Raw genomic sequence first — 12,177 nt, 5'->3', positions numbered from 1 at the left:
AACGCGGTCGAGTACTTCGTCTCGTACTACGACTACTACCAGCCAGAGGCCTACATCGCGCAGACGGACACCTACATCGAGAAGGACAGCTCGATCAATGACGACGTCGAGCGCTTAAGGCACTCCGCGACCTCGTCGCTGCTGTCCCGCCGGGATGTGGTGGTGGTGGCCTCGGTGTCCTGCATCTACGGCTTGGGCACGCCGCAGTCCTACCTGGACCGGTCGGTCGAGCTGCAGGTTGGCCTCGAGGTCCCGCGAGACGCGCTGCTGCGGTTGCTCGTCGACGTGCAGTACACCCGCAACGACCTGTCCTTCACCCGCGGATCGTTCCGCGTGCGCGGCGACACCGTCGAGATCATCCCGTCGTACGAAGAACTGGCGGTCCGTATCGAATTCTTCGGCGACGAGATCGAAGCGCTCTACTACCTGCACCCGCTGACCGGCGACGTCGTCCGGCAGGTCGACTCGCTGCGCATCTTCCCGGCCACCCACTATGTGGCCGGCCCGGAGCGCATGGCTGTCGCGATCTCCACCATCGAGCAGGAGCTCGCCGAGCGGCTCGCCGAGCTGGAGGGGCAGGGCAAGCTGCTCGAAGCGCAGCGGCTGCGGATGCGCACCAACTACGACATCGAGATGATGCGGCAGGTCGGGTTCTGCTCGGGCATCGAGAACTACTCGCGCCACATAGATGCGAGGCCGGCCGGGTCCGCGCCGGCGACGCTGCTGGATTACTTCCCGGAAGATTTCCTGCTGGTCATCGACGAGTCGCACGTCACCGTTCCCCAGATCGGCGGCATGTACGAGGGCGACATGTCCCGCAAGCGCAACCTCGTCGAGTACGGGTTCCGGCTGCCGTCGGCGGTCGACAATCGTCCGCTGACCTGGGAGGAGTTCGCCGACCGCATCGGGCAGACCGTGTACCTGTCCGCCACCCCGGGGCCATACGAACTCAGTCAGACCGGCGGCGAGTTCGTCGAGCAGGTCATCCGACCGACCGGCCTGGTGGACCCGAAGGTGGTGGTCAAGCCGACCAAGGGCCAGATCGACGACCTGATCGGGGAGATCCGCAAACGCACCGACGCCGACCAACGAGTGTTGGTGACGACGCTGACCAAGAAGATGGCCGAAGATCTCACCGACTACTTGCTTGAGATGGGCATTCGGGTGCGGTACCTGCACTCTGAGGTCGACACGCTGCGCCGGGTCGAGTTGTTGCGCCAGTTGCGTCTCGGCGAGTACGACGTGCTGGTCGGCATCAACCTGCTGCGGGAGGGGCTGGACCTGCCCGAGGTATCGCTGGTCGCCATCCTGGACGCCGACAAAGAGGGTTTCCTGCGATCGACCCGCAGCCTCATCCAGACCATCGGGCGAGCCGCCCGCAATGTGTCCGGTGAAGTGCACATGTACGCCGACAAGATCACCGACTCGATGAAAGAAGCCATCGACGAGACCGAACGGCGCCGGGCTAAGCAGGTCGCCTACAACCAGGCCCACGGCATCGACCCGCAACCGCTGCGTAAGAAAATCGCCGACATCCTCGACCAGGTCTATCGCGAGGCCGACGACACCGACGTGGAGATCGGCGGCTCGGGACGCAACGCTTCCCGGGGCCGGCGCGCCCCCGGCGAAGCGGGCCGGGCGGTCAGTGCCGGGGTGATCGAAGGTCGGGACACCTCGAGCATGCCGCGCGCGGAGCTCGCCGACCTGATCAAAGACCTGACCGCGCAGATGATGGCGGCCGCACGCGACCTGCAATTCGAGCTGGCCGCGCGGTTCCGGGACGAGATCGCCGACCTGAAGAAGGAGCTGCGCGGGATGGACGCCGCCGGCCTGAAGTGACGGAGACAACGCAACAGCCCGGCAGTTGGCGCGAGCTGCTGGGCCAGCACCTCGGCACATCCACGGTGTTGGCAGGTGGTGTCGCGATGTACGCCACCAACGAATTCCTGACCGTCAGCCTGCTGCCCAGCACGGTCGCCGAGATCGGCGGGGGTCGCCTGTATGCCTGGGTGGTCACCCTGTACCTGGTGGGTTCGGTGGTCGCTGCGACCACGGTCAACCCGATACTGCGCCGGTTCGGGGCGCGCTCCTCGTTCCTGATGGCATTGGGCCTGTTCGGCCTGGCCAGCCTGGTCTGCGCGGCGGCGCCGACGATGGAGGTGCTGATCGCGGGCCGCACCTTGCAAGGCATGGCCGGCGGCACGTTGGCCGGCCTGGGCTATGCCCTGATCAACTCGGCACTACCGCGTTCGCTGTGGACCCGGGGCTCGGCACTGGTGTCAGCGATGTGGGGTGTCGCGACGGTTGTCGGACCAGCGATGGGTGGCCTGTTCGCGCAGTTCGGGCTGTGGCGGTGGGCTTTTGGGGCGATGGCCGTCCTGACCGCATTGATGGGCATTCTGGTTCCGCTCGTCTTGCGCGGTGACACCGCACCGGCTCGTCAGAGCGAGGCGCCGTCCGCGCTGGGGGTGCCGGTGTGGTCGTTGCTGCTGATCGGGGCGGCGGCGCTGGCGGTCAGTGTCGCGCAGTTGCCTCGACATGCCCTGACGATTGCCGCGCTGCTCGGCATCGGCATCCTGCTCATCGTTGCCTTCATCGCGGTCGACCGGCGCGGCGGCGCAACGGTGTTGCCGCCCAGCGTATTTGGGTTCGGTCCGCTGAAGTGGATCTACCTGACCATGGCGGTGCTGATGATGGCGGTGATGATCGACACGTATGTGCCGCTGTTCGGCCAGCGGTTGGGACACCTCACTCCGGTCGCCGCCGGCTTCCTCGGAGCATCGTTGGCGGTCGGTTGGACAGTCAGCGAGATCGCCAGCGCTTCATTGAACAACCCTCGCGCGATCGGACGGGTGGTCCTGGCCGCACCCGTGGTGATGGCCGCCGGTCTTGCTGTCGGCGCTGTCACCCAACGGGCCGACGCTTCGACCGGCCTGGTCCTGATCTGGGCGCTGTCGCTGCTGGTGGCCGGAACCGGCATCGGGATGGCCTGGCCCCACCTGTCGGCGCGCGCTATGGACTCGGTCGACGACCCGTCCGAAAGTGGCGCGGCCGCAGCGGCTATCAACACAGTGCAACTGATTTCCGCGGCCTTCGGTGCCGGGTTGGCCGGTGTAGTGGTCAACACCGCCAGCGGCGGCGAGGTGGCGGAGGCGCGTTGGCTCTACGCCGCATTCACCGTATTGGCCGCGATCGGCGTCTTCGCCTCCTACCGGGCGACCCGCGGCGATCGACAGTCACCGCGTTGACTTGATCACCTGCGAGTAATGGAACTGCCACCGCTCGACGATGCGGAATCCCAGGTAGCTGGGGAACTGGTACACCGGTGCGCGCCCGAAGGCCGTGCCCGGCGACAGCGATTGTCCCACTTGATGATCGGGCAGCGACTTGTCACGGTTGGCGATCGTCCACAGCGCGGGGCACTTGTTGATCTTGGCTGTCGTCAACCACACCGCCACGTGGCCGTCCCACAACGCACCGACCTTGGGTCCGTAGAAGCCGCGTTCCACGTCGATCAGCGACCGGAACGCCGCCGGTCTGGTGGCCAGCAGCGCCCGGATCGGCCCGGGCCGCCACGGCACCGTGTTGTCCACCAGCAGGCAATCGCCGGGGGCCGCGTGCGCACTGATGACGTCGGCAACCTGGCTGTAGTCCCAGCCTTCTTTGGCGTAGGGACCGCGCTGGGTGAACAGGTAATTGGGAAACGCGGCGACGGCCAGAAGCACGACCAGGCCGACGACCTGCCAACGTTTGCGGGCCAGCGCCACAATGCAGATCGCCAGGATGGTCGCCGCGGCGGGCGCGGTGAAGATCAGATACCGCGGGTAGTAGATGGGCTCGCCCACGGCCGAATAGATCAGCACTGTGGCAGTAGGAAGGACCACCCATAGCACGCTGACCAGCAACAACCGCCCAGCACCTGCCTCGGCCCGGGCTTTCCCGGTCAGGCGCACCGCGATCGCGGCAACCACCAGCACCCCCGACGCGACGGCGAACGCGACGCTGTAATCGAAGTACTGCCGGTGCACGACGTCGAGAAGCAGGTTGCGGTGCAGTCCGTTGATCCAGCCGACCTGCCAGATCTGCTTGTGGGCGAACAACATGAACGGCGTCATCGCAGCGAGGGCGACGGCTGAGGCCACCGCCAGCCAGATGGCCGGCCACTTGCGTGGCCGCTGCCCCGCCGCCAGCGGCAGTATCGCGGCATAGACCAGCACCAACAGCACCGTGTTGATGCTGACCAGAATCGACACCATCAACAGCAGCGCGTACGACACCCATAACCGCGCCTGGTTGCGCCGCACCGCGGCCACCAGCAACACCGTCAGCCAAGTCGCCACCGCCACCGTCAGCGCCGATGAGCGTGCTTCGATACCCGCCCACGTGATCCGCGGCAGGATCGCGAACACCACACCCGCACACAGCGCCGTCGTGCGGCCGCAAAACTGCTTGTTGAACACCACCACCCCGCCGGCCGCGGCGCCGACGGCAAGGGCGCTGGGAACGCGCGACCAGAACTCGGTCGGCGGAAAGAGGGCAAACCAGCCGTGCATCAGCAGGTAGTACAGGCCATGGACAGCGTCGATGTGACCCAGCAATTTCCACAGCTCGGGCAAAGTTCGGCTGGCTGCCGCCGAGATCGTCGCGCCCTCGTCGAACCACAGCGAGGGCCTGCTGGCCCAGGCGGCGCTGATGATCGCGGCCAGCGCGGCCACTGCCCACGGATCGGCGAATCTGCCCCTGGTGCGGGCCGACGGCGCGGGTTCGGCGTCGCCAGCCAGGGGATTCTCGACGATCGTCACAGACATGATGGTCAACAACTTTATGTGTAGCCAGCCGGATTACGCGGCGGACCTACAGTTCAGGGATTGCCGGACGTGACCTGCGCAGCACTGGATGGGCAGCGTGAGTGCTGCCACGCTGCAAATCTCTCCCATCTATGTGCGGCAACGCGATACTGTCTTGGGTTGGCGGACACCGACACCTGGGAGGGTAAATGAGCGCCTATCAAACCGTAGTCGTAGGGACCGACGGCTCGGACTCGTCGATGCGCGCGGTAGACAGGGCAGCCAGGATTGCGGGTGAAGACGCAAAGTTGATCATCGCGTCGGCGTACCTGCCGCAGCACGAGGACGCCCGGGCCGTCGACGCGCTGAAGAACGAAAGCTACAAGGTGACCGGTACCGGTCCGATCTACGAGATCCTGCACGACGCGAAAGAGCGGGCGCACAACGCGGGCGCCAAGAACGTCGACGACCGGGCCATCGAAGGTGCCCCGGTGGATGCGCTCGTCCAGCTCGCCGAAGAAGAGAAGGCCGACCTGCTGGTAGTCGGCAACGTCGGCCTGAGCACCATCGCGGGACGGCTGCTGGGTTCGGTGCCGGCCAACGTCTCGCGCAAGGCAAAGGTGGACGTGCTGATCGTGCACACCACCTAGGGCTTTACCAGTAGCGCTTACCAGCCCCGCTCGCGCCACTCGCTCAGGTGTGGGCGTTCGGCGCCCAACTCCGTGTCATCGCCGTGGCCGGGGTAGATGACGGTGGAATCGTCGTAGACGTCGAAGACCCGAGTGGTGACGTCGTCGAGCAGTTGCTCGAAATCGCCGGGCTGCCACGTCTTCCCGATCCCGCCCGGGAACAGACAGTCGCCGGTGAACAGTTGGGTCACTCCTCCCGTCGCGGGTCCGTCGAGGGCGAGCGCGACCGATCCCGGGGTGTGGCCGCGAAGATGCAGGACGTCGAACGACAGCTCGCCGATCTGCACGGTATCGCCGTGGGCCAGCAAACGGTCCGGTTTGACCGGAAGCGGATCGGCGTCCACCTCGTGGGAGGCCGTCGGGGCTCCGGTCGCTTCGGCAACCGCCTGCAGCGCCTGCCAGTGATCGAAATGTTGGTGGCTGGTCACGATCAGCGACAGTTTCGGTGTGTAACGGCCGATCAGGTCTAGCAGGACCTCAGCGTCGTTAGCGGCGTCGATGAGCAGCGTCTCGCCGGTCGCGGAACATGTCACCAGGTAGGCGTTGTTGTCCATAGGGCCTACCGACGCCTTCAGGATTGTGGCGCCCGGCAGCGTGCGGAGGGCCGCACTGCCCGGTTCGACGTGTCCGGTGTAGTTGTCGCTGGGGGCTGTCATACCGGTCACGTTACTGGTCCCGGACGAGTTGTCGGTATGGACACATAGCATGGGGAGAAGGTCTGTCTGTGAGGGAAAACCGGGTAAAGGGGAGTGTGTGGCTGACCGCCTAATTGTCAAAGGCGCGCGCGAGCACAATTTGCGTGGCGTCGACCTTGACCTGCCCCGCGACGCCCTGATCGTGTTCACCGGCTTGTCCGGATCGGGCAAGTCGTCGCTGGCGTTCGACACCATCTTCGCCGAAGGTCAGCGCCGCTATGTGGAGTCGCTTTCGGCATATGCGCGCCAATTCCTCGGCCAGATGGACAAACCGGACGTCGACTTCATTGAGGGATTGTCCCCGGCGGTATCCATCGACCAAAAGTCGACGAACCGCAATCCGCGTTCCACCGTCGGCACGATCACCGAGGTGTACGACTACCTGCGGTTGCTGTATGCCCGCGCGGGGACGCCGCACTGCCCGATCTGCGGCGAGCGAATCGCGCGGCAGACCCCGCAGCAAATCGTCGACCAGGTGTTGGCGATGGACGAGGGCATCCGGTTCCTGGTGCTCGCTCCGGTGGTGCGCACCCGCAAAGGCGAGTTCGCCGACCTGTTCGACAAGCTGAACGCCCAGGGCTACAGCCGGGTCCGGGTGGATGGCGTGGTGTATCCGCTGACCGACCCGCCCAAGCTGAAGAAGCAGGAGAAGCACGACATCGAGGTAGTGGTCGACCGCCTCACCGTCAAGGCCACCGCCAAGCAACGGCTCACCGACTCGGTGGAGACGGCGCTGAACCTGGCCGACGGCATTGTGGTGCTGGAGTTTCCCGACGACCGGGACGAGCACGACCATCCGCGCGAACAGCGTTTCTCCGAGAAACTGGCCTGCCCCAACGGGCACGCGCTGGCCGTCGACGACCTGGAACCGCGGTCCTTCTCGTTCAACTCGCCCTACGGTGCCTGCCCCGAATGCGTGGGCCTGGGCATCCGCAAAGAGGTCGACCCCGACCTGGTGGTGCCGGACCCGGATCTCACGTTGGCCGACGGCGCGGTGGCACCCTGGTCGACGGGGCACACCGCGGAGTACTTCACCCGGATGCTGGCCGGCCTGGGCGACGCCATGGGATTTAACGTCAACACGCCGTGGCGCAAGCTACCGGCGAAGGCGCGCAAGGCAATCCTCGAGGGATGCGACGAGCAGGTCCATGTGCGCTACCGCAACCGGTACGGGCGAACCCGGTCCTACTACGCCGATTTCGAAGGCGTGCTGGCGTTTCTGCAGCGCAAGATGGCGCAGACCGAATCCGAGCAGATGAAGGAACGCTACGAAGGCTTCATGCGGGACATCCCGTGCCCGGTGTGTAACGGCACTCGGCTCAAGCCGGAGATCCTGGCGGTCAGCCTTGCGGCCGGGCCGCACGGGGCGATGTCCATCGCCGAGGTCTGCGAGCTGTCCATCGCCGACTGCGCGGATTTCCTCAACGCCCTCACCCTGGGTACCCGGGAGAAGGCGATCGCCGGGCAGGTGCTCAAGGAGATTCAGTCGCGGTTGGGGTTCCTGCTCGACGTCGGCCTGGAATACCTGTCGTTGTCCCGCGCCGCGGCCACCCTTTCCGGGGGTGAGGCGCAACGCATCCGGCTGGCGACCCAGATCGGCTCCGGCCTGGTGGGTGTGCTGTACGTGCTCGATGAGCCGTCGATCGGGCTGCACCAGAGGGACAACCGCCGGCTCATCGAAACCCTCACGCGCTTAAAGAATCTGGGCAACACCCTGATCGTCGTCGAGCATGACGAGGACACCATCGAGCACGCCGACTGGATCGTCGACATCGGGCCCCGCGCCGGTGAGCACGGTGGTCGCATCGTGCACAGCGGGACGTACCGCGAATTGTTGGCCAACGAGGAGTCCATCACCGGCGCTTACCTGTCCGGGCGGGAATGCATCGAAATGCCGGCTCTGCGGCGTCCCGTAGACACCAAACGGCAGCTCACCGTGGTCGGTGCCCGCGAACACAACTTGCGAGGCATCGACGTCTCGTTTCCGCTGGGGGTGCTCACATCGGTCACCGGGGTGTCGGGGTCCGGAAAGTCGACGTTGGTCAACGACATCCTGGCCGCGGTGCTGGCGAACAAGCTCAACGGCGCCCGACAGGTGCCCGGTCGGCATACCCGGGTCACCGGGCTGGATCACCTGGACAAGCTGGTGCGGGTCGACCAGTCGCCGATCGGCCGCACTCCGCGGTCCAACCCGGCCACCTACACCGGCGTGTTCGACAAGATCCGCACCCTGTTTGCGGCCACCACCGAAGCCAAAGTACGCGGCTACCAGCCGGGTCGATTCTCGTTCAACGTCAAGGGCGGTCGCTGCGAGGCGTGCACCGGTGACGGCACCATCAAGATCGAGATGAATTTCCTGCCCGACGTCTACGTACCGTGCGAGGTATGCCAGGGCGCCCGGTACAACCGGGAAACGCTCGAGGTGCACTACAAGGGCAAGACGATTTCCGAAGTGCTGGACATGTCGATCGAGGATGCTGCGGAATTCTTCGAGCCGATCTCCGGCATTCACCGCTATCTGCGCACGCTGGTCGATGTCGGGCTGGGCTACGTCCGGTTGGGGCAGCCGGCGCCGACGCTCTCCGGCGGCGAGGCGCAGCGCGTCAAGCTGGCTTCGGAGCTGCAGAAGCGTTCGACCGGGCGGACCGTCTATATCCTCGACGAGCCGACCACGGGGTTGCACTTCGACGACATTCGCAAGCTGCTCAAGGTGATCAGTGGTCTCGTCGACAAGGGCAACACGGTGATCGTCATTGAGCACAACCTCGACGTGATCAAGACGTCCGACTGGATCGTGGACATGGGCCCCGAGGGCGGTGCTGGCGGGGGAACGGTTGTCGCGCAAGGCACTCCGGAGGACATTGCCGCGGTGCCGGAAAGCTACACCGGCAAGTTCCTGGCCGAAGTGCTCGCGCCGGCGAGTCCGCGCTCGGGAAATTCCCGGCGATCCAACCCCAAGCGGCGCAAAGTCAGCGCCTGAGCGCAGTTCCGGTGCCGCGGGCCTCGGCGTTGTCGCGGCCGCTGCGGGCGGCCTCCTCGGTGTGGGCGCCTTCGCCTCGGCCGAGCGCAATAGTGGCCGCCAACATCGCCGCGACCGCTGCCGGCAGCACCACGACGCCCACGCCATGCACCGTGAGCTGCTCACCCAGCACGAGGACCCCGAGCAGCACCGCGACCACGGGCTCGCCCACCAGCATTACCGGTACGGACGCCTGTAGCGCCCCCGCTTGGAAAGCCCACTGCTGCAACACCGTTACCCCAACGGCCAGGGCGATCAGCAGGTACAGGGCGGGAGCGGTCAGCAACGCGTGCCAGCTGCCGACGCCGAACAGATGCGTGCAGGTTTTGGTCAACACCGCGATCATCCCCAGGAGCATCGCCACGGCCACCCCGAGCGACATGGCGCGCACCCGATCGGCGGTGCGACGGGCCACCAGCACACAAACCACCACTACCGGCACCACACCGGCGAGTGCCAGCGTCCACGCGGGTGCCGCCGGCCGATAGTCCCCCTCCCGCGGTCGCCCCACCAGCACGAAAACCGCCAGCGCGGTGGTCAGCAACAGCGCCCACGCCCATTCCGAGCCGGTGACTCGACTACCGCATCGCCAGGCGCTCAACGGCAGCACGAACAGCAGCGAGGACACCAGCAGTGGCTGCACCAGGAGCAGGGATCCGTGTGCGAGTGCCATGGCCTGAAATACGTACCCGGCGATGGCCGCTGCCGTGCCTGACCACCACAACCGGTCGCGTAGCACGGCCGCAAGGACCGCACCCGACATCTGCTTGCCGATGTGGGGAGCTTGCAGGGCGGCCTGACGAACAACAATGCCGACCGCCGCGGCCAATGCCGCCAATAATGCCGCGACGATTGCAACCGCATGCGAGGCCAGCCAATCCATGGCGGTCGCATACCCCATGAGGCTCACCCCGACGCCAGGGACTTCGACAGCGGCGACGGGAAGCGCGGGCTGATGCGGACGCCGTCCAACCAGGCGGTGAGGTCGTCGGCGCGTTCTTGTAACACTCGGCGCGCGTCGCTACCGGGGTCCTCCAGGAGTTGGAGCCGGACCCGCGAATCGTCATCCTGGCACCATCCGCCCACTACCTGACCGTTCCACCATGCGGTTGGACCGGCGTTGCCGTTGCGGTCGAAGATGTGAGCGCGGTGTTCTCCGAGGTACCAGTCACGGTCCGACCAGCCCATGGTGGTGGGATCCAAACCGGGCAGCAGCGCACCCCACGGCGGCGCGTCGCGTTCGACGGCGAGGTCGTCGGCCAGTGCAAAGCCGGGGGCGCCGTGCAGATCGACCTCGACCGCACCGACGGCGGCCAGTGCCGCCCGTACGGCTGTCAGGGTGGTGCCGAACCACCACTTGATGTCGGTTTCGGTGGCCGGCCCGAAGGTCTTCAGCCAACGCCGGGTCAGCTCGGCCCGGGCAGCGGCCGCCGGGACGGGCTGGTGCGGGTCGGCTAGCCAATCGCGGGCCGCGCACCACCGTGGGCGCGAGGTGGTCCATCGCCCATCGTTCGGCCCCCGCACGATCTGGCCTTGTGCGGACAGCAGGGTCAACACCCGCGGCGCAATAGGAGTTGCGCCGCCCCAACGCTTTCCGGGTGCGGGGTCGTAGCTGCCGGCCAGTTCGGGCAGCGCGGCCCGCAACTCGGTGCCGCTGGCCGGACCGTGCTCACCCAGATGCCGCAGCACCGCCGCGCGGGCCTGCTCCAGCCAGTGCTCGCCATCGTCGGTCACACCGGCCTTCTGTAGATCGGCGACCAGTCGGCGGCCCTCGTTTTGCGCCACTTCATCGCTGGCCGCCGGCTGCACCAGGGCGAGGTCCTCGGCATTCAGCACCCACAGCGTTCGCCGCATCGCTAGGTGTTTCACCGCAGAACGCTTCTGGTAGAGCAGCCGGTCCAGGTCGGCGGTGCTGAATTCCCGGCTCCGTGCCCACAGTGACAGGTAAGGCGTGGCGGGGTCGGTGGCGTGCAATGCCAGCAGATCCCCGGTGACTCGGGTGACCGAACCTGCCGTACACAGAAAGTGCCTGCGCGCCAGCCGATTCCGTCGCTCCGCGATGCTGAATTTGCGCACGGATCAGTACCTGTCTGGTGTCATCTGGGCAGCTTGGCTGCCATGTTATCGGCGATCTGGCCGGCCTGATCGGTGGTTCCGGGGGCGCACACATTGACGTCGATAACCACGTTAGAGACCGCGTTCAGAACATGCTGGCAGGCCACGCCGGTGATGCCGCTCACCGGATCCCGCTGCAGCGAAATCCTTGGCGGGTTGCCGGTGACCTCCCGGAATGCCCAGTCGATCGACTTGCCGGCATTGACCTGGGTGATGGTCCTGCCGGCGCACTGTTGCCACTGGTTCTGTTGGCCGGTCACAAACCCTGTCGCCTGCTCGGCCGAAGCAAAGACAACGCCTCCCTGGACCACGACCCAGCCCGGATTGACGTGTGGTCGCTGCACCAGTTGCGCCAGCATCCCGGTGTAGCCGCTGCTCTTATAGGTTCGGGTCTGGTAGCCGATGAGGGCTCCGAGGCAGCGCTCGTCCGACAGCGTGTTTCCGGTACCCGGGTCTTTCATCTCGGTGATCTTGGGGTCAGCGACCATGCCGGTAGCGCCCACGATGGCGCCGATTTCTTCGGGGCTGAGCAACAGCGAATCCAGTTGCGCGGCATTGAAAGTCGGTGCCAGCGAGGTGGTGGTGGTGGTGACGGCGGTGGTGGTGGACGCGGTAGCGGTGGTCGATTCGGCGCCGCTGGCCTGGTTATCGCCGCCCTTGTCGATGGCGAACCAGATACCGGTGCCGGCCAGTACGGCGAGGACCCCGGCCAGGGCCGCGACGATCGGCCAGCGCTTGCGGGTCGGCGGCGCCGCGGGCATCCACTGCGGCGGCGGCGCGAACGGTGGTCCTGGCGGAGGCGGCGCCTGGTTCCACGAGGCGGGCGGCGGGGGTCGGTGCATCGGTCCGCTGGGCGGGGGGGGCAGTGGGCG

Annotated in this window: 9 protein-coding genes; 4 read left to right on the top strand and 5 right to left on the bottom strand. The window is 66.5% G+C overall.

Features of this window, described 5'->3' with window-relative positions; translation table 11 throughout:
- Together uvrB and A5636_RS21240 are read left to right on the top strand one after the other, a co-directional pair.
- Nucleotides 1-1,839: excinuclease ABC subunit UvrB (gene uvrB, locus A5636_RS21245; protein WP_065160611.1), on the top strand; the 1,839-nt coding region annotated here is incomplete at its 5' end.
- Complete coding sequence (locus tag A5636_RS21240; protein ID WP_065160610.1) at nt 1,836-3,248, top strand: MFS transporter; 1,413 nt, start codon at nt 1,836-1,838, stop codon at nt 3,246-3,248. The genes uvrB and A5636_RS21240, both read left to right, overlap by 4 nt.
- Here the strand turns inward: A5636_RS21240 and A5636_RS21235 are convergent.
- On the bottom strand, nt 3,237-4,808 hold the full coding sequence (locus tag A5636_RS21235; protein ID WP_065160609.1) for a glycosyltransferase family 39 protein: 1,572 nt from the start codon (nt 4,806-4,808) through the stop codon (nt 3,237-3,239). The genes A5636_RS21240 and A5636_RS21235 overlap by 12 nt on opposite strands.
- A 188-nt stretch (nt 4,809-4,996) precedes the next feature.
- On the opposite strand from A5636_RS21235, the gene A5636_RS21230 reads away from it, so the two are divergent.
- Complete coding sequence (locus tag A5636_RS21230; protein WP_065160608.1) at nt 4,997-5,437, top strand: universal stress protein; 441 nt, start codon at nt 4,997-4,999, stop codon at nt 5,435-5,437.
- Between the two features lie 17 nt (nt 5,438-5,454).
- Here A5636_RS21230 and A5636_RS21225 read toward each other — a convergent pair whose 3' ends face one another.
- Nucleotides 5,455-6,132, bottom strand: a complete 678-nt coding sequence (locus A5636_RS21225; RefSeq protein ID WP_065160607.1) for an MBL fold metallo-hydrolase — start codon at nt 6,130-6,132, stop codon at nt 5,455-5,457.
- Between the two features lie 97 nt (nt 6,133-6,229).
- Here A5636_RS21225 and uvrA point away from each other — a divergent pair, with 97 nt between their 5' ends.
- Complete coding sequence (uvrA, locus tag A5636_RS21220; RefSeq protein WP_065160606.1) at nt 6,230-9,151, top strand: excinuclease ABC subunit UvrA; 2,922 nt, start codon at nt 6,230-6,232, stop codon at nt 9,149-9,151.
- Here uvrA and A5636_RS21215 read toward each other — a convergent pair.
- The 3 genes from A5636_RS21215 to A5636_RS21205 form a co-directional block, all read right to left on the bottom strand.
- Nucleotides 9,141-10,091, bottom strand: a complete 951-nt coding sequence (locus A5636_RS21215) for a DMT family transporter (RefSeq protein ID WP_253900660.1) — start codon at nt 10,089-10,091, stop codon at nt 9,141-9,143. The two genes, uvrA and A5636_RS21215, sit on opposite strands and share 11 nt — an antisense overlap.
- A 5-nt stretch (nt 10,092-10,096) precedes the next feature.
- A complete protein-coding gene (locus A5636_RS21210) occupies nt 10,097-11,266 on the bottom strand; it encodes a winged helix DNA-binding domain-containing protein (RefSeq protein WP_065160605.1) in 1,170 nt (389 codons plus the stop codon).
- 20 nt (nt 11,267-11,286) lie between these two features.
- The coding region (locus tag A5636_RS21205) for a sensor domain-containing protein (protein WP_216638857.1) at nt 11,287-12,177 on the bottom strand (891 nt) is incomplete at its 5' end.

The organism is Mycobacterium asiaticum (assembly GCF_001673315.1).
Lineage (GTDB): Bacteria > Actinomycetota > Actinomycetes > Mycobacteriales > Mycobacteriaceae > Mycobacterium > Mycobacterium asiaticum_B.
The sequence above is the reverse complement of the archived record's forward strand: the minus strand, read 5'-3'. Positions and strand labels throughout refer to the sequence as shown.